The 17093-nt window shown below is 70.3% G+C and carries 16 protein-coding genes; 12 read left to right on the top strand and 4 right to left on the bottom strand.

Translation table 11 applies throughout. The features are described from left to right. Positions 1 to 123 precede the first annotated feature (123 nt). The 8 genes from MKK58_RS22235 (at position 124) to atpC (ending at position 7188) form a co-directional block, all read left to right on the top strand. The gene (locus MKK58_RS22235; protein WP_243914903.1) at positions 124 to 750 is read left to right on the top strand and encodes a 2-hydroxychromene-2-carboxylate isomerase; all 627 of its coding nucleotides are present in this window, start codon (positions 124 to 126) and stop codon (positions 748 to 750) included. A gap of 70 nt (positions 751 to 820) precedes the next feature. After that, the gene (locus tag MKK58_RS22230; RefSeq protein ID WP_243914902.1) at positions 821 to 1522 is read left to right on the top strand and encodes a DsbA family protein; all 702 of its coding nucleotides are present in this window, start codon (positions 821 to 823) and stop codon (positions 1520 to 1522) included. Positions 1523 to 1781: 259 nt separating this feature from the next. Beyond that, positions 1782 to 2354 carry a F0F1 ATP synthase subunit delta gene (locus MKK58_RS22225; protein WP_243914900.1) on the top strand — a complete coding sequence of 191 codons (573 nt, stop codon included), beginning with the start codon at positions 1782 to 1784 and terminating at the stop codon, positions 2352 to 2354. Between the two features lie 69 nt (positions 2355 to 2423). After that, positions 2424 to 3953 (top strand): F0F1 ATP synthase subunit alpha, encoded by a 1530-nt coding sequence (atpA, locus tag MKK58_RS22220; RefSeq protein WP_243914898.1) that lies wholly within the window; start codon positions 2424 to 2426, stop codon positions 3951 to 3953. A gap of 115 nt (positions 3954 to 4068) precedes the next feature. Beyond that, positions 4069 to 4944, top strand: coding sequence for a F0F1 ATP synthase subunit gamma (locus tag MKK58_RS22215; RefSeq protein ID WP_243914897.1), 876 nt, complete (start codon positions 4069 to 4071; stop codon positions 4942 to 4944). 46 nt (positions 4945 to 4990) lie between these two features. Next, positions 4991 to 6451, top strand: a complete 1461-nt coding sequence (gene atpD / locus MKK58_RS22210; protein ID WP_243914896.1) for a F0F1 ATP synthase subunit beta — start codon at positions 4991 to 4993, stop codon at positions 6449 to 6451. Positions 6452 to 6455: 4 nt separating this feature from the next. Continuing rightward, positions 6456 to 6704, top strand: a complete 249-nt coding sequence (locus MKK58_RS22205; RefSeq protein WP_243914895.1) for a hypothetical protein — start codon at positions 6456 to 6458, stop codon at positions 6702 to 6704. An 82-nt stretch (positions 6705 to 6786) separates the two neighbouring features. Next, the gene (gene atpC / locus MKK58_RS22200; protein ID WP_243914894.1) at positions 6787 to 7188 is read left to right on the top strand and encodes an ATP synthase F1 subunit epsilon; all 402 of its coding nucleotides are present in this window, start codon (positions 6787 to 6789) and stop codon (positions 7186 to 7188) included. 19 nt (positions 7189 to 7207) lie between these two features. Here atpC and MKK58_RS22195 read toward each other — a convergent pair whose 3' ends face one another. From MKK58_RS22195 to MKK58_RS22180, 4 genes are read right to left on the bottom strand one after another with little or no spacing between them, the layout of a single operon-like run. After that, entirely contained in the window at positions 7208 to 8389 is a 1182-nt protein-coding gene (locus tag MKK58_RS22195) for a CCA tRNA nucleotidyltransferase (protein ID WP_243914893.1), read from the bottom strand. Between the two features lie 53 nt (positions 8390 to 8442). Then, entirely contained in the window at positions 8443 to 8700 is a 258-nt protein-coding gene (locus MKK58_RS22190; RefSeq protein WP_243914892.1) for a DUF6111 family protein, read from the bottom strand. A 34-nt stretch (positions 8701 to 8734) separates the two neighbouring features. After that, positions 8735 to 9376 carry a CoA pyrophosphatase gene (locus MKK58_RS22185; RefSeq protein WP_243914891.1) on the bottom strand — a complete coding sequence of 214 codons (642 nt, stop codon included), beginning with the start codon at positions 9374 to 9376 and terminating at the stop codon, positions 8735 to 8737. After that, the gene (locus tag MKK58_RS22180; RefSeq protein WP_243914889.1) at positions 9373 to 9951 is read right to left on the bottom strand and encodes a DUF1285 domain-containing protein; all 579 of its coding nucleotides are present in this window, start codon (positions 9949 to 9951) and stop codon (positions 9373 to 9375) included. The genes MKK58_RS22185 and MKK58_RS22180 overlap by 4 nt, the downstream gene beginning before the upstream one ends. 237 nt (positions 9952 to 10188) lie before the next feature. On the opposite strand from MKK58_RS22180, the gene MKK58_RS22175 reads away from it, so the two are divergent. The 4 genes from MKK58_RS22175 to MKK58_RS22160 are packed head-to-tail and all read left to right on the top strand — an operon-like array spanning position 10189 to position 17090. After that, a complete protein-coding gene (locus tag MKK58_RS22175) occupies positions 10189 to 11193 on the top strand; it encodes an AAA family ATPase (RefSeq protein WP_243914888.1) in 1005 nt (334 codons plus the stop codon). Between the two features lie 18 nt (positions 11194 to 11211). Then, the gene (locus MKK58_RS22170; protein ID WP_243914887.1) at positions 11212 to 12147 is read left to right on the top strand and encodes a DUF58 domain-containing protein; all 936 of its coding nucleotides are present in this window, start codon (positions 11212 to 11214) and stop codon (positions 12145 to 12147) included. Between the two features lie 10 nt (positions 12148 to 12157). Continuing rightward, positions 12158 to 14977 (top strand): DUF4159 domain-containing protein, encoded by a 2820-nt coding sequence (locus MKK58_RS22165; RefSeq protein ID WP_243914885.1) that lies wholly within the window; start codon positions 12158 to 12160, stop codon positions 14975 to 14977. Positions 14978 to 15005: 28 nt separating this feature from the next. After that, positions 15006 to 17090: a hypothetical protein gene (locus MKK58_RS22160; protein ID WP_243914884.1), complete on the top strand. Its 2085-nt coding sequence runs from the start codon at positions 15006 to 15008 to the stop codon at positions 17088 to 17090. Positions 17091 to 17093 lie beyond the last annotated feature (3 nt).

The raw sequence follows: 17093 nt of genomic DNA, 5'->3' as shown, positions 1-17093 counted from the left end.
GGACCGTGCAACCGCCATGCCGCCCGCGGCGTTCGCAGAGCGTCGCCGTGGCACCGCAGCACCTTGTGGCAGTCGCTCCGGCGGGCGACACTCGGACCATCGTGAGAACCGGAGATTCGACGCATGGCGCGTAAGCCGACCCTCGAATTCTGGTATGAGTTCGCGTCGACCTATTCCTACCTCGCGGCGATGCGGATCGAGGCGCTGGCGGCCACGGCCGGAGTCGAAGTGCGCTGGCGGCCCTTCCTGGTCGGGCCGATCTTCGCCGCGCAGGGCTGGAACTCGTCGCCGTTCAACCTCTACGCCGCGAAGGGCCGCCACATGTGGCGCGACGTCGAGCGGGAGGCTGCACGGCTGGGGTTGCCGACGATCAAGCGGCCCAACCCCTTTCCGCAGAACAGCTTGAGCGCAACGCGGGCGGCCACATACGGCATGGATTACGATTGGCTCGTGCCCTTCTCGAAGGCCGTCTACGAGAGCGCCTTCGGGCGCGGGCAGTCGATCGCCGAGCCGCCCGCCGTAGTGGCGCTCCTGAACGGCCTCGGCCTCGACGGCACGATCATCCTCAAGCAGGCCGCGGCCGAGTCGAACAAGGGCCGCCTGCGCGTCAATGGCGAGGAGGCGCGCTCGCGCGGCATCTTCGGTGCGCCGACCTTCCTGACCGACGACGGTGAGCTGTTCTGGGGCAACGACCGCCTGGAGCAGGCCCTGGCCTGGGCGGCGGGCGACCGCCCGGGCTCGATGCGCTGAGCGGCGCTGGCGGCGCGGCGGCGGCGGGTCTAGAAGCCGGGCTGTTCCCCCTCGCATCCAGGGCCGCCCCATGAGTTTCGCCATACCGGGCCTCGACCGCCGGCGCTTCCTCCTCGCATCCGCAGGCCTCGCGGGCCTCTCCGGCACCGCCCTGGCGCAGGGCTATGGCCAAGCATTCAAGGTCGACAACGACGAGGGCCGGCCCGTCGCCAACATGCGCCTGCCCGGCGAGATCGTCGGTGAGATCCCGGCCCTGCGCGGCGTGACCTATGTCGGCCCGGCGGAGGCCGAAACCACCCTGTACGAGTTCTTCGACTACAACTGCCCGTATTGCCGGAAGGCGGCGGCCGACATGGTCTCGCTCAGCGAGAGCGATCCGTCCCTGCGAATCGGTCTGATCAACAACCCGATCCTCGCGGTGCAGTCGGCCCAGGCCGCCAAGGTCGCCCTGGCGATCCAGCGCAAGCTCGGCTCGGCCGCCGCCTGGACCCTGTATCGGACCCTGCTCGCCAAGCCCGGCAAGATCGACGGGCCCGGGGCCCTCCAGGCCGCCGCGAAGCTCGGCGTGCCGGCGGCCGAGATCGAGAGCATCGCCGACAGCGAGGAGGTCCGTCTCGCCCTCAAGGCGCAGATGCGCATGGCCGCCGATCTCGGCCTGTCGGCGACGCCCTCCTACGTCCTCGGCAACACCGGGCTCCTCGGCCATCCGGGTCCGAAGGCGCTGGCCCGGATGGTCGCCGCCACCCGCCGCTGCGACCGGATCGCCTGCTGAGGCCGCGGCCTCACCTTCGCCACCGTTTGCCCGCATCGGAACAGGGTTCGGGATCTCGCGTTGCACAACGCTCTGGCGCAAGTTCCGTCGTCTTGCGCCCCCCGGACACGCATGCTAGGCCCTCGCCGCGCCGGAAGGGCGGGTTTTTCACGGCCCGCGCAGACCGGCACGTTCCCAATCCTGACGGTTTCGAAAGCCTGCGCCGAACACGGTGCGACACGGCCGGAGCCCTCAGGCAGGATTGAAGAGAGAGCGGCGCGTGGCGCAGAACGGTTCCGAGGCGGGTTCCCCGGTTGCAGGCGTAGCGGCGCGCTACGCCTCGGCCTTGTTCGAACTGGCGCGCGACGAGCGCGACATCGATGGTGTTGCGGCGAGCCTCGACCAGTTCGACGCGATGCTCAAGGAAAGCGCGGACCTGCGCCGCTTCGTGCGCAGCCCGGTCTTCTCCGGAGCCGAGCAGGAGGCGGCCATCGTCGCCCTGCTCGAGAAGTCCGGCATCGGCGGCCTGGGCGGCAACTTCATCCGCCTCGCCGCCGCCAACCGCCGCCTGTTCGCGCTCCCCGAGATGATCCGCGGATTCCGGACCCTGGTGCGCGAGTCGAAGGGCATCGTTCGGGCCGAGGTCACAGTGGCCGAGCGTCCCTCCGATGCGGTGATCGAGGAGATCAAGGCCTCGCTGCGCGACGTCGCCAAGTCCGAGATCGACCTCGACCTCCGGATCGACCCCAGCCTGATCGGCGGCCTCGTCGTCAAGATCGGCAGCCGCATGGTGGACGCTTCCCTGCGCACCAAGCTCAACGGTATTCGCCTCGCGATGCGGGAAGCCCGGTAAGGGCCCTCAGGGCCCGACCGACTCCCGTTCCCAACCCCATTCATTCAATCCAAGACAAGAGGCCCGACGATGGACATCCGCGCCGCCGAGATCTCCGCGATCCTGAAGGATCAGATCAAGAATTTCGGCCAGGAAGCCGAAGTCTCCGAGGTGGGTCAGGTTCTGTCCGTCGGTGACGGCATCGCCCGCGCCTACGGCCTCGACAGCGTCCAGGCCGGTGAGATGGTCGAGTTCGAATCGGGCGTGCGCGGCATGGCCCTCAACCTCGAGCAGGACAACGTCGGCATCGTGATTTTCGGGTCCGATCGCGACATCAAGGAAGGCCAGACCGTCAAGCGCACCGGCGCCATTGTGGACGTGCCCGTCGGCAAGGCGCTCCTCGGCCGCGTCGTCGACGCGCTGGGCAACCCGATCGACGGCAAGGGCCCCATCGCCACCACCGAGCGTCGCCGCGTCGACGTGAAGGCGCCGGGCATCATCCCGCGCAAGTCGGTGCACGAGCCGATGGCCACTGGTCTCAAGGCCATCGACGCCCTGATCCCCGTCGGCCGCGGCCAGCGCGAGCTGATCATCGGCGATCGCCAGACCGGCAAGACCGCCATCGCCCTCGACACGATCCTGAACCAGAAGCCGGCCCATGCTGGCACCGACGAGAACGCCAAGCTCTACTGCGTCTACGTCGCCATCGGTCAGAAGCGCTCCACCGTCGCCCAGTTCGTGAAGTCGCTGGAAGACAACGGCGCCCTCGAATACTCCATCGTCATCGCCGCCACCGCCTCGGATGCCGCGCCGATGCAGTTCATCGCGCCCTTCGCCGGCTGCGCCATGGGCGAGTATTTTCGCGATAACGGTATGCACGCCGTGATCGTGTACGACGATCTCTCGAAGCAGGCCGTGGCCTACCGCCAAATGTCCCTGCTCCTGCGCCGCCCGCCGGGCCGCGAAGCCTACCCCGGCGACGTGTTCTACCTGCACTCGCGCCTGCTCGAGCGCGCCGCCAAGATGGGCGATGCTGCCGGCAACGGTTCGCTGACCGCGCTGCCGGTCATCGAGACCCAGGCCAACGACGTCTCGGCCTACATCCCCACCAACGTGATCTCGATCACCGACGGCCAGATCTTCCTCGAGACCGACCTATTCTACCAGGGCATCCGCCCGGCGGTGAACGTCGGCCTCTCGGTCTCCCGCGTGGGCTCCTCGGCCCAGACGAAGGCGATGAAGAAGGTCGCCGGCAAGATCAAGGGCGAGCTCGCCCAGTACCGCGAGATGGCCGCCTTCGCACAGTTCGGCTCGGATCTCGACGCGTCGACCCAGAAGCTCCTGAACCGCGGCTCGCGCCTGACCGAGCTCCTGAAGCAGCCGCAGTTCTCGCCGCTGAAGATGGAAGAGCAGGTCGCGGTGATCTATGCCGGCGTGAACGGCTACCTCGACACCCTGCCGCTGAACAAGGTCCGCCCCTTCGAGGACGCCCTGCTCTCGGCCCTGCGCACCAAGCACGCCGACCTGCTGACCAAGATCCGCGACTCGAAGGACCTGTCCGACGATAGCGCCAAGACGCTGAAGGGCGTCGTCGAGAGCGTCGCCAAGTCCCTGGCGTAAGGCTTCGACAGCACGACCGGCCGCCCCCGGGTGGCCGGACCTCAGTGAGAGCAGGCGCCCGGATCGTTCGGGCGCCTCGCCTTGAGCGGCAGCGGATGGATCTGGAAGTCACCCCATGGCGAGTTTGAAGGATCTGCGGAACCGCATCACCTCGGTGAAGGGCACGCAGAAGATCACCAAGGCGATGCAGATGGTCGCCGCCGCCAAGCTGCGGCGCGCCCAGATGGCCGCCGAGAGCGCGCGTCCCTACGCCGAGAAGATGTCACAGGTGCTCGGCAACCTCGCGGCGAACCTCGTCGGCGGGGTGCAGGGCCCCCGGCTCCTCTCCGGCACCGGCTCCGAGAAGACCCACCTGCTCATCGTCTGCACGGCCGATCGCGGCCTATGCGGCGGCTTCAACTCGTCGATCGCGCGCCTCGCCCGTGAGCACGCCCGAAAGCTGGCGGCCGAGGGCAAGACGGTGAAGATCATCACCGTCGGCAAGAAGGGCTACGACCTTCTGCGCCGCCAGTTCCGTGACGAGATCATCGAGAACCGGGATCTGCGCGGCAACATGGCGGTCGATTACGAGTTCGCCGCAGAGATCGCCGACAGCATCATCGCGCGCTTCGATGCCGGTGAGTTCGACGTCGCGACCCTGTTCTACTCGCGCTTCCGCTCCGTGATCTCGCAGATCCCGACCGCGCAGAAGCTCATCCCGGCCGAGCTGCCGGAGACCGGCGCTACCGCTCCCGACGCCGCCCTCCAGTTCGAGCCGAGCGAGGAGGCCATCCTCGATACGCTGCTGCCGCGCAACCTTACCGTTCAGGTCTTCCGCGCGCTCCTGGAGAACGCCGCTTCCGAGCAGGGTGCCCGGACAGGTGCCATGGACTCCGCCACGCGCAACGCCGGCGAAATGATCAAGAAGCAGACGCAGATCTACAACCGGACGCGTCAGGCCATGATCACCAAGGAACTCATCGAGATCATCTCGGGTGCCGAAGCGCTCTAAGCGCTCTCCGACGCCCTGACCGCAACGTATCCAAAGGACCCGTAACATGGCGAACACCGCTCTCCCCGGCGCCGGCTCGAACAAGGTCGGCAAGATCACCCAGGTCATCGGCCCCGTGGTCGACGTACACTTCGACGGCCACCTGCCCGAGATTCTCAACGCCCTGGAGACGAAGAACAACGGCAGCCGCCTCGTTCTCGAAGTCGCCATGCAGCTCGGCGAGAGCACCGTGCGCTGCATCGCCATGGATACTTCGGAAGGCTTGGTTCGCGGCCAGGAAGTCACCGACACCGGCGAGGCCATCAAGGTCCCAGTCGGGTTCAACACCCTCGGCCGCATCATGAACGTCATCGGCGAGCCGATCGACGAGGCCGGTCCGATCCAGTCGGAGACGCTGCGCGCCATCCACCAGCCGGCGCCCGCCTATTCCGAGCAGTCCACCGAGTCGCAGATCCTCGTCACCGGCATCAAGGTGGTCGACCTCCTCGCCCCCTACGCCAAGGGCGGCAAGATCGGCCTGTTCGGCGGCGCCGGCGTGGGCAAGACCGTGCTGATCATGGAGCTCATCAACAACATCGCCAAGGTGCACTCCGGCTACTCGGTGTTCGCCGGCGTCGGTGAGCGCACCCGCGAGGGCAACGATCTCTACCACGAGATGATCGAGTCCAAGGTGAACATGGACCCCAAGGAGCACAACGGCTCGGCCGAGGGCTCCAAGTGCGCCCTGGTCTACGGCCAGATGAACGAGTCCCCCGGCGCCCGCTCGCGCGTCGCGCTCACCGGCCTGACCATCGCCGAGGACTTCCGCGACCAGGGTCAGGACGTGCTGTTCTTCGTGGACAACATCTTCCGCTTCACCCAGGCCGGTTCGGAAGTGTCGGCGCTGCTGGGCCGCATCCCGTCGGCGGTGGGCTACCAGCCGACGCTGGCCACCGACATGGGCGCCCTGCAGGAGCGCATCACCACCACCACCAAGGGCTCGATCACTTCGGTGCAGGCCATCTACGTGCCGGCCGACGATCTGACCGACCCGGCGCCCGCCGCCTCGTTCGCCCACCTCGACGCCACGACCGTGCTGTCGCGCTCGATCGCCGAGAAGGGCATCTACCCGGCCGTGGACCCGCTGGACTCCACCTCGCGCATGCTCAACCCCGCCGTCCTCGGCGAGGAGCATTACGAGGTCGCCCGTAAGGTCCAGCAGACCTTGCAGCGCTACAAGGCCCTGCAGGACATCATCGCGATCCTGGGCATGGACGAGCTCTCGGAAGAGGACAAGCTCACCGTCGCCCGCGCCCGCAAGATCGAGCGCTTCTTCTCGCAGCCCTTCTCGGTGGCCGAGATCTTCACCGGCTCGCCGGGCATCCAGGTCCCGCTGGCCGACACGATCAAGGGCTTCAAGGGCCTCGTGAACGGCGAGTACGACGACCTGCCGGAGGCGGCGTTCTACATGGTCGGCACGATCGAGGACGCCAAGGAGAAGGCCAAGAAGATCGCCGCGGCGGCCTGAGGTCTTGAACGCGAAGGTCGTTCTCCTCCTCGTCGGTCTCGTGGTCGGTGGCCTCGCCGGGTACCTCACCCGGCCCGAGGCCGCCGAGATTAAGATGGGCTCGTTCAGCCTCGAGGTTCAGGGGGATTCGCCGGCCGGAACGCGCGGCGGCTCCCTGACCACGGGCCAGATGCAGCATATCGGCATCTTCGCCGTCATCGGCGCGGTGCTGGGCCTCGGGATCGGCTTCGTCGCCGATCGTCGTCGGGCCTGACGACCAACACGACGGCGCGCGCCTTCCGGGGCTGGCGCGCCGTCACCCCGTACAGACACCCCGAGCCGGGATTCTCGACCTCATGGCCACCTTCCAGTTCGATTTCGTCGGCCCCGAGCGGACGCTGTATTCCGGTCCGATCGAGGCCGTGCAACTGCCCGGCATCGAGGGCGAGATGACGGTGCTCCCCGGCCACGCCCCCGTGCTCACCGCCCTCAAGGTCGGTGTCATCGTGATCAACGAGGCCGGTCACACCGGCAAGCGCGTCCTGGTCCGCGGCGGCTTCGCCGATATCGGCCCGACCGCCGTGACGGTCATCGCCGAGCGCGCGAACCCCTTCGAGGAAATCACCCAGGAATCCCTTGACCGCGATATCGAGGCGATCGAGCTTTTACGTGACGCCACCGAGGATTTCGCCAAGAAGGACGAGCTCACCGGCCAGATCGTGCAGCTGCGCGACGCCAAGGTCGCGCTCAACTTCTGAGCCGATCGGCATCAAAACCCTATCCGGTCGCGCGCTCAAGCAGGGTCTCGCGGGCGGCCGCATCCTCCGGGCAGCCGAGCGCCAGCCACAGGGCACGCGCCCGGGCGAGCCTGCGGCCGATCCCCGGACCAGCCCGAACGCCCCGCGCCACCAGATCGGCGCCCGCGAGGGGAAACGTCGGCGCCGCGACGCGGCCACGCACCAGATCGTCGAGATAGAGATCCGCTTCCGGCGTCAGTACCGGGTATGGTTCCGTACGAGTCGCGATGCGCGCGATCCCGAGGGCGCGAGCATCATGGTCGGCGGCCAGCCGGCGCATCTCCAAGGCGTCGATCGCGGCCCGTCCGTGCAGGGCACCGAGCGCACGCCCGTAGGCCACGAGCGCCGCGCGCTCGGCCTTCGAGAGCCGTAGCCTGAGCTCCAGCCGCTCCGCATCCGCATCGGACCAGATCGCCAACGCCCCCAGCCGCTCGATCGCCGACGTCTCCAGGCCGTCCGCGAGGGCGCGGAGGAAGCGGCCGCGGTCGCCGAGGCCGCCGATCAGCCGCATCAGCAGCCCGGTCTCGCTCAGGGTCTCGATGGCGGCCGGCGCCCCCGGAGCCAGCAGCAGCTTGAGGATCTCCGCCCGGATGCGCTCGCGCGAAAGCCCGTCCAGGGCGTCGCGGGCGGCGACGCAGGCGGACAACCCCTCCGGATCCGGCGATCCCGTTCCGTAGCGGGCCTGAAACCGGAAGAACCGCAGGATACGCAGGGCGTCCTCGCGGATGCGCGTCCGGGCCTCGCCGATGAAGCGGACGCGCCCAGCACGCAGGTCCTCGACCCCGCCGGTCGTGTCGTGGAGGGTCCCATCGGGCGCGAGGGAGAGCGCGTTGATGGTGAAGTCGCGGCGTTGGGCATCGAGGGCGAAGTCGCGGCCGAACCGAACAACGGCGTGGCGGCCGTCGGTTTCCACATCCTCCCGCAGGGTCGTCACCTCGAAGGTGGCGTCGTCCGCGAGCAGAGTGACTGTGCCGTGGTCGATTCCGGTCGGGACGGCGCGTAACCCCGCCGCTTCGGCGCGGGTGATCACCGCCTGCGGCAGCAGCGTCGTTGTCAGGTCGATGTCGTCCCCGGTGCGCCCGAGCAGGGCGTCGCGCACGCAGCCGCCGACGAGTCGGGTCGTTTCGCCCTCCGCGTCCAGGGCGGCGAGAACGCGTCGCACGCCGGGCCTGTCGAGAAGGTGTGCAAGACCCGACACCGCGAGGGCGTGCCCGCTCACTGGAAACGTCCGGGCACGACCTGTCCATTCTCCAGGTGCGGCGGCACGTAGCCACCGCGATGACGCTCGCTGAAGAGCCCCGTCGCCACCAGCGAGAGAATCACCAGGGCGATCCCCGCAAGGGTCAGCCGGAAACCCTGACCCTCCCAGTGCATGCGCTGATCCGGCCGCCGCCCGCGGATTGCCAGGTAGAACGCGAAGAGCAGGAACGGCGAGAGGAAGATCAGGAGTTCTTCGAGGACGCGGCGGATCATGAATGTCTCGAACGGCGAGGGGACGGGGGCGGCGTCAGGGGAAGAGGCGCTCCCGCAAATTGTTCACGATTCCCGCGGTGACGCCCCAGATCCGGAACTCGCCGTAGGTGATGGCGTAGTAGCGCCGCTGCCGCCCGCGCCAGACCGCACTCTCGATGCGGCGCTGGTTCGGGTCGAGGAGATGGCTCAAGGGCACCTCGAAGGTGGCGGCGACCTCGTCCGGATTCAGGGTCAGGTCCGCCCTCGGGTCGACGAGGCCGAGGACGGGTAGGACGAGGAACCCCGTGGCCGAGAGATAGGGATCGAGATAGCCGAGCACACGGATCGCCTCTGCGACAAGTCCGACCTCCTCCCGGGCCTCCCGCAGGGCGGCATGGGCCGGACTCGCGTCGTCGGCGTCGATCTTGCCGCCCGGAAACGCGATCTGTCCCGAATGGTCGCGCAGATGCGCCGCCCGCACGGTGAACAGGACGTGGAGGCCGTCCGCCCGGGGCAGCACGGGCACGAGCACCGCGGCGCGCCGGTGCGGGCGCTCCGGCACCACCGCCGCCGCGAGTCCGTCGAGGTCGTGATCGCCGCGGGGATTCGCGGTCGGGGCGCTGTCGCCCGGCGGCTCCGCGGACAGGTGCGCGGCGGCCCGGGCGAGGAGGTCCGCCAGCGGGTCGTCCTGCGTCATGCGCTCTCGGCTGGCGCGATGCGGTGGAAGGCACTCCCGGCCGCGACGCCGAGCCAGCCGTCCCGCTCCTCGGCCAGCGCGAGGAGATCGTAGGTCAGCGCCCGGGTCAGCAGCGCCCAGAGGTCGCGGCGGACGTGAACGTAAGGGCGCAGGCCGCCGCCCGCATCCTGCTCGAAGCGCAGGGCGTGGTCGGCATCGACCGGGACGAGGTCGTCGACATTGGTGCGGAAGGCGATGCGCCGCTCCGGACCCGCGCCCTCGACCGCCATCTCCACGGCGACGAAGGGCGCATCCTCCACCGTGATGCCGACGCTCTCCACGGGAGTGACCAGGACGTACCCGCCGTCCGGCTCGCGCCGAAGGATCGAGGCGAACAGCTTGACCAGGGCCGGGCGGCGGATCGGCGCGCCGTCGTGATGCCAAGTCCCGTCGGCGGCGATCCGCACGTCGATCGCCCCACAGAAGGGCGGGTTCCAGCGCTCCACCGGCGGCGGGCCGCGCCGCGCGACATCTCCGAGGGCGGCGCTGAGCCGGTCGATCGTGGGATCTCCGAGGGGCTGGGCAGTTTCGGTCATGGCTGGAAGATAGCGCATCCGGGCGGTGGGGGAACGGTGCTGCCGGTGATCGGCGACCTGCCGGAGCGTCCCGTTGCGCAGGCCTGAACCCTGCGTCGTCGCGCCGACCTTGCCAGCGTGCCGGAAAGGGCGCCACACTCCCGAGCAGACGGCCGACGCCAGGCCCGCCCCTCGACGGCGCATTCCCGCTGCGCGCGGCCCTCAACGGCCGGCGCGGAGAAGCCAGGACCGACACGCATGATTCAGGGCCCCCAGCCAGCCACCACCCTCGATGACGGCATCGTCGCCACGGCGGAAGCCTGTCTCGGCTCGGTGGGGCAGGCCCGCGAGGCGATTCACAAGGTCATCTTCGGCCAGGAGCAGGTGGTCGATCTCGCCCTGGTGACGATCCTGGCCGGCGGCCACGGCCTCCTTGTCGGCCTGCCGGGCCTCGCCAAGACCAAGCTCGTGGAGACGCTGGGCACCGTCCTCGGTCTCGATGCCCGCCGGGTGCAGTTCACGCCGGACCTGATGCCGTCCGACATCCTCGGCACCGAGATCCTCGACGAGGATGCGGATCGCCACCGCTCGTTCCGCTTCGTCAAGGGCCCGGTCTTCACCCAGCTCCTGATGGCCGACGAGATCAACCGCGCCAGCCCTCGCACGCAATCGGCCCTGCTCCAGGCGATGCAGGAGCACTTCGTCTCGGTGGCGGGCGAGCGCCACGACCTGCCGCGTCCCTTCCACGTGCTGGCCACCCAGAACCCGATCGAGCAGGAGGGCACCTATCCGCTGCCCGAGGCGCAGCTCGACCGCTTCCTCCTGGAGATCGACGTCGGCTATCCCGACCGGGCCGCCGAGCGCCGCATCCTGATCGAGACCACCGGAATCGACGAGCACAAGCCGCAGGCGGTCATGTCCACCGAGGCGCTGCTCACGGCCCAGCGCCTCGTGCGCCGCCTGCCCGTCGGCGACGCGGTGGTCGATGCCATCCTCGACCTCGTGCGCGCTGCGCGCCCCGAGGGCGGCGATCCCGCGCTCAAGGGCAAGCTGCTCTGGGGACCGGGTCCCCGTGCCAGCCAGGCGCTCACCCTGGCGGTGCGTGCCCGCGCCCTGATCGAGGGCCGCGTCGCCCCCTCCATCGAAGACGTGAAGGCACTGGCCGAACCGGTGCTGAAGCACCGCATGGCGCTGAGCTTCGCGGCACGCGCCGACGGCGAGACCATCCCGGGCCTCATCGCCCAGCTCGCCGGCAAGCTCTAGGGCATGGGAATCTAGGTCATGGCGATTCCCCGGCCCGGCGGCGGCGCCACCCAGGTCCTCGACCGAAGCGGCCGCACTCCGGGGCGCCGCGAGACCGAGAGCGCGCTCGCCCTGGCCGAGCGGATGCCGCGGCTGATTCTCGAATCCCGCCGGGTGTCCTCGACGCTGGCCCACGGCATTCACGGCCGCCGCCGGGCCGGGCCGGGCGAGAGCTTCTGGCAGTTCCGGCCCTTCGTCGCCGGCGAGGCCGCCGCGCGCATCGACTGGCGCCGCTCGGCCCGAGACGACCGGCTGTATGTCCGCGAGCGCGAGTGGGAAGCCACCCACAACATCTGGTTCTGGATCGACCGTTCCGCCTCCATGGGCTTTGCCTCGCACCTGGCGCAGGTGCCCAAGGTGGAGCGCGCCCTGGTGCTCGGTTTCGCGCTGGCCGATGCCCTCGTGGAGGGCGGCGAGCGCACCGGCCTGCTCGGCCTCACCCGCGCCACCGCCTCGCGCCGCATCGTCGAGACCATGGCCCACGCCCTCGTGGCCGACGGCAAGGGGCAGGACGACGACGCCCCGCCGCCCGCCACGCCGGGCCGGTTCGACGAGGCCGTGCTGATCAGCGATTTCCTGTCGCCGCCCGAGGCCGTGAAGGCGTCGGTGGACCGGCTCGCCGGACGGGGCACGCGGGGTCACCTTGTGATGATCGTCGATCCCGTCGAGGAGACCTTTCCGTTCTCGGGGCAGGCGGTCCTGCACGATCTCGAATCGAAGCTCAGCCTCAATGTCGGCGATGCCGGGGCCTGGGGCGAGGCCTACCGGGTGCGGATCGCCGCCCATCGCGATCGCCTCGCGGAGATCGCCCGGACCCAGGGCTGGACCCTGACGATCCATCGCACCGACCGGCCGGCGAGCGAGGCGGCCCTTCGCCTTCTCACCCTCGTCGCCGCGGCGCGCGGGACCGGCTGAGGATCGCCGCATGCTCGGATTGCCTCTCACCTTCGCCGCGCCCCTGGCGCTCGCCGCGCTCGTCGCCCTGCCGGCCCTGTGGTTCCTCCTGCGGGTGACCCCGCCGCGACCGCGCCGCATCGACTTCCCGCCGCTGCGGATCATGGCCGACCTCCTCGGCAAGCGCGAGACGCCGGCCCGGACGCCGCCCTGGCTGCTGATCCTACGAATTCTCGCGGCCGCCTGCCTGATACTGGCTGTGTCCGGCCCGGTCTGGAATCCGTCCGGTACGGGCGCCGCCGCCGGGCGCACGCCGCTCCTCGTGGTCCTCGACAACGGATTCACCGCCGCCCACGACTGGCGCGACCGTCTCCGGGTCGCCACCGACGCGATCGAGGGGGCGGCCCGCGACGGTCGGCCCGTGGCGGTGACCGCGCTCGCCGAGCCGGTTGCCGTCCTGGAGGCCCGGGTGCCGGCCGCAGCGCTGGAGCGCCTGCGCGCCATCGTGCCCCGTCCGCATCTGGCCGACCGCGCCGCGCACCTGCCGTCGCTCACCACTTTCCTGGAGCGCAGCCCGAGCACCGCCATCCTCTGGATCAGCGACGGCGTCGCGGGCCCGGGCGAAGAGACGTTCGGCAAGAGCCTCGCCGACCTCGTCGGCCGGACCGGGGCCGTACTCACCATCCTGAAGGCCGACCAGCCCCCGGCGCTCGCACTCTCGGCCGCCGAGGCCGGCGGCCGGCTCACCGCGCATGTCCTGCGGGCCGCCGCCAACGGTCGCGACTCCGGCCTCGTGCGGGCCCTCGATCAGAAGGGCCTGCCCCTGGCCGAGCACGGCTTCACCTTCGCGCCGGACGCCACCGAGACCGAAGTCGGCTTCGACCTGCCGGTGGAGCTGCGCAACAGCATCAGTCGCATCGAGGTCGCGTCCGAGCGTTCGGCCGGCGCCGTGACCCTGGTCGACGAGCGCGGCAAGCGCCGCCGCGTCGGCCTCGTCTTCGGCGGGACCAGCGACCAGGCCCAGCCCCTGCTGGCGCCGACCTACTATCTGTCTCGGGCGCTCGGCCCCTATGCCGACGTGCAGGAGCCCCGGGGCGCCAAGGGAATCGCGGACTCGATCGGGCAACTCCTCGACAACCAGGTATCCGTCCTCGTTCTCGCCGATGTCGGCGCCCTCGACGGGCCGACGCTCGCCCGCGTCGAGCAGTTCGTCGACGACGGCGGTCTCCTGCTGCGCTTCGCCGGACCGCGCCTCGCCGCCGGCAACGATCCCCTCGTGCCCGTGCGCCTGCGACGCGGCGGCCGCACGCTGGGCGGCACGCTCTCGTGGGACAGCCCCAAGACGCTGGCGCCCTTCGCGCCCGAGAGTCCCTTCGCCGGCCTGACGCCGCCGGTCGATATCGGTGTGCGCCGGCAGATCCTGGCCGAGCCCGACGGTGACCTGCCGGGCCGGACCTGGGCCTCGCTCCAGGACGGGACGCCCATCGTGACCGCGCAGAAGCGCGGGCAGGGCCTCGTCGTGCTCTTCCACGTCACCGCCGACACGACCTGGTCGAACCTGCCCCTGTCGGGCCTGTTCATCGACATGCTGCGTCGTGTGGTGAATCTGGCCGGCGCCAAGGCCCTGCCGGTGGGCGATGCCGGCACGCGGGCAACCGCCGTGCTCGCGCCGCGCCTCACCCTCGATGGGTTCGGCGCCCTCGGGGCGCCGCCGGCCGGCGCCACGGCGGTCTCGGCCGATCACGCCGAGCGGGCCACCCTGGAGCATCCGCCGGGCTTCTACGGCCCGGCCGATGGGGGCATCGCGGTCAACGCCCTGGGGATGGCGGACCGGTTGAAGCCCCTCGACTTCGCCGCCTTGTCCGGCGCCCGCCTCGGCTCCCTCGCCGGGGCCGAGACCCTCGACATGCGCGCCACCCTCTTCACCCTGGCCCTGATGCTCCTCATCCTCGACACCCTCGCGGGCCTCTGGCTCGGCGGCTTCCTCCGGCGCGGACGGGGCTTCGTCTCGCGCCCGGCGGTGATCGTCCTCGCCGGCCTTGCCCTCGGCGCCCTGGTCGGTATGCCGATGCCGGTCCAGGCACAGCCGGCCGCGTCGGCCCGCGCCGGCGCGTTCGATTCGGCCCTGGCGACCCGACTGGCCTACGTCGTGACCGGCGACGAAGCGGCCGACACCGCGAGCCGGGCCGGCCTCTCCGGCCTGACCCAGATGCTGGCGAGCCGCACCGCCCTGGAGCCCGGCGACCCGATCGGCATCGACCCCGCCAAGGACGAACTCGCCTTCTATCCGCTGATCTACTGGCCCATCGTCGCCGGGCGGCCGCAGCCGAGCGAGGCCGCGATCCGGCGCATCGACGCCTTCATGCGCAACGGCGGCACCGTGATCTTCGACACCCGCGATGCACTCACCGCGCGGCCGGGTGGTCCGCCGACTCCGGAGGGGGCTTATCTGCGCAAGATGCTGGCGACGCTGGAGGTGCCTGAACTGGAGCCGGTGCCGCCCGACCACGTGCTGACTAAGGCCTTCTACCTCGTCGACAACTTCCCCGGCCGCTACGCCACCGGCCAAACCTGGGTCGAAACCCTGCCGCCAGCGGGCGAGGGCACCGAGCGCCGTCCCGCCCGGGCCGGCGACGGTGTCTCGCCCATCGTCATCACGAGCAACGACCTCGCCGCTGCCTGGGCGGTGGGCAAGCGCGGCGAGCCGCTTTACCCCATCGTCGGCGGCGACCAGCGCCAGCGCGAGATGGCCTTTCGCGGCGGCATCAATTTCGTGATCTACACCCTCACCGGCAACTACAAGGCCGATCAGGTCCACGTCCCGGCGCTGCTGGAGCGGCTGGGCCAGTGATAAATTCTGTACCGGAGGCACCGCGCCCATGCTGAGCCTCAGCTTCACCCCTCTCGTGCCCTGGCCGGTGCTGATCGGCTTTGGCGTGCTCGTCACGGTCTTCGCCGTGCTGGCCTTTCTGGCCCGGGGCCGCACCGCGATCCTGCGGGCGCTCGCCCTGGCCCTGGTGCTGCTGGCGATCGCCAACCCGTCGCTGGTGCGCGAGGACCGCGAGCCGGTGAAAGACATCGCCGCCATCGTGGTCGACCGCTCGGGCTCGCAGGCGCTGGGCGACCGCCCGGCCATGACCGATGCGGTGCGCGCCGAGTTGCAGCGTCGCTTCGGGGCCCTGACCAACATCGAGCCGCGCTTCATCGACGTGCCCGACGCCAAGGACGGCGACGAGGGCACCCGGCTGTTCACCGCCCTATCGCAGGCGCTGGCCGACGTGCCGGCCGAGCGGCTGGCGGGCGTCGTCATGCTCACGGACGGCGTGGTGCACGACATCCCCGCCTCGGTGGCCGCCCTGGGCCTGAAAGGCCCGCTCCACGTCCTCGTCACGGGGCATCCGGACGAGCGCGACCGGCAGATCAAGCTCATCGAGGCGCCGCGCTTCGGCATCGTCGGGCGCGACCTTACCATCCGGGCCGAGGTGATGGAGCGCGGCGGCACCGGCAGCGCCACCGTCACCGTGCGTCGCGATGGCGAAGAGGTCGGGCGCCGGACCTTCCCCACGGGTCAGCCCTTCTCCCTGACCATGCGGATCGAGCATGGCGGGCCCAACGTGGTCGAGATCGAGGTCGAGCCCCTGCCGGGTGAGCTCACCACCATCAACAACCGCGCGGTCCTGCCCATCGAGGGCATCCGCGAGAAGCTGCGGGTGCTCCTCGTCTCGGGCGAGCCGCACCAGGGCGAGCGCACCTGGCGCAACCTGCTGAAGTCCGACGCCAACGTCGACCTCGTCCACTTCACCATCCTGCGCCCGCCGGAGAAGCAGGACGGCACGCCGATCTCCGAACTCTCCCTGATCGCCTTCCCGACGCGCGAGCTGTTCGTCCAGAAGATCAAGGATTTCGACCTGATCATCTTCGACCGCTACGCCAACCAGAGCGTGCTGCCCTCGGCCTACTTCGACAACATCGTCCGTTACGTCCGCGAGGGCGGCGCCCTGCTGATCGCGGCAGGTCCCGAATTCGCCTCGCCCTCGAGCCTGTCGCGCACGCGCCTCGCCGCGATCCTGCCTGGCGAGCCCAACGGGCGGGTGGTCGAGCAGCCCTACAAGGCCTCGCTCACCAACATCGGTAACCGCCACCCGGTGACTCGCGCACTCCCGGGCTCCGAAGCCTCACCGCCGGCCTGGGGCGATTGGCTCCGCATCGTCTCGACACAGGTGAGGCCCGGCATCCAGCCGATCCTGCAGGGACCGAACGCTCTGCCGCTGCTGGCCCTGTCCCGTGAGGAGAAGGGTCGGGTCGCGCTGCTCACCTCGGACCATGCCTGGCTGTGGGCCCGTGGTTACCAGGAGGGCGGGCCTTATCTCGACCTGCTGCGCCGCCTCGGGCACTGGCTCATGAAGGAGCCGGCCCTGGAGGAGGAAGCCCTGCGGGCCCAGACCACCGGGCATGGCCGCGAGGTTCGCGTGGAGCGCCAGACCATGGCCGACACCGTGGAGCCCGTCACCGTCACGGGCCCGACCGGCGCCCAACGCACTCTGACTCTGGCGCAGGGCGAGCCGGGCCTGTTCTCGACGACCTTCGAGGCCACCGAGCTCGGCCTGCACACCCTGCGCTCCGGCACCCTGGTCGCCTTCGTCAGCGTCGGGCCGCCGAACCCGCGCGAGCTCGCCGACGTCTTCAGCGACACCGAGCGCCTGAAGGCCCTGGCCGAGGGCACCGGCGGCTCGATCCGCCGGGTGGCGGAGGCCGGGGGCGGCATCGTCGTGCCGCGCCTGCAATCGGTCCGGAGCGGCCGCCTCGGCGGCGCCGACTGGATCGGTTTCCGCCCGAGCGACAGCGCCAATATCCGCGGCGTCGAGGTCTATCCCCTCGCGCTGGGCCTGTGGGCGCTCGCCGCCCTGGCGGCCGCTGTGCTGGCGATGTGGCTGGTGGAAGGACGGCGCGGTCGGGCCGCATAGGAC

Source organism: Methylobacterium sp. J-078 (assembly GCF_022829285.1).
GTDB lineage: Bacteria > Pseudomonadota > Alphaproteobacteria > Rhizobiales > Beijerinckiaceae > Methylobacterium.
This window is presented reverse-complemented; position numbering and strand designations above follow the sequence as displayed.

What these genes read in the sequence shown, in the direction of transcription:
- MKK58_RS22235 (WP_243914903.1), top strand. Translation starts at nt 124, where the DNA reads ATGGCGCGTAAGCCGACCCTCGAATTCTGGTATGAGTTCGCGTCGACC.
- MKK58_RS22230 (WP_243914902.1), top strand. Translation starts at nt 821, where the DNA reads ATGAGTTTCGCCATACCGGGCCTCGACCGCCGGCGCTTCCTCCTCGCA.
- atpA (WP_243914898.1), top strand. Translation starts at nt 2,424, where the DNA reads ATGGACATCCGCGCCGCCGAGATCTCCGCGATCCTGAAGGATCAGATC.
- MKK58_RS22215 (WP_243914897.1), top strand. Translation starts at nt 4,069, where the DNA reads ATGGCGAGTTTGAAGGATCTGCGGAACCGCATCACCTCGGTGAAGGGC.
- atpD (WP_243914896.1), top strand. Translation starts at nt 4,991, where the DNA reads ATGGCGAACACCGCTCTCCCCGGCGCCGGCTCGAACAAGGTCGGCAAG.
- atpC (WP_243914894.1), top strand. Translation starts at nt 6,787, where the DNA reads ATGGCCACCTTCCAGTTCGATTTCGTCGGCCCCGAGCGGACGCTGTAT.
- MKK58_RS22190 (WP_243914892.1), bottom strand. Translation starts at nt 8,700, where the DNA reads ATGATCCGCCGCGTCCTCGAAGAACTCCTGATCTTCCTCTCGCCGTTC.
- MKK58_RS22185 (WP_243914891.1), bottom strand. Translation starts at nt 9,376, where the DNA reads ATGACGCAGGACGACCCGCTGGCGGACCTCCTCGCCCGGGCCGCCGCG.
- MKK58_RS22180 (WP_243914889.1), bottom strand. Translation starts at nt 9,951, where the DNA reads ATGACCGAAACTGCCCAGCCCCTCGGAGATCCCACGATCGACCGGCTC.
- MKK58_RS22175 (WP_243914888.1), top strand. Translation starts at nt 10,189, where the DNA reads ATGATTCAGGGCCCCCAGCCAGCCACCACCCTCGATGACGGCATCGTC.
- MKK58_RS22170 (WP_243914887.1), top strand. Translation starts at nt 11,212, where the DNA reads ATGGCGATTCCCCGGCCCGGCGGCGGCGCCACCCAGGTCCTCGACCGA.
- MKK58_RS22165 (WP_243914885.1), top strand. Translation starts at nt 12,158, where the DNA reads ATGCTCGGATTGCCTCTCACCTTCGCCGCGCCCCTGGCGCTCGCCGCG.
- MKK58_RS22160 (WP_243914884.1), top strand. Translation starts at nt 15,006, where the DNA reads ATGCTGAGCCTCAGCTTCACCCCTCTCGTGCCCTGGCCGGTGCTGATC.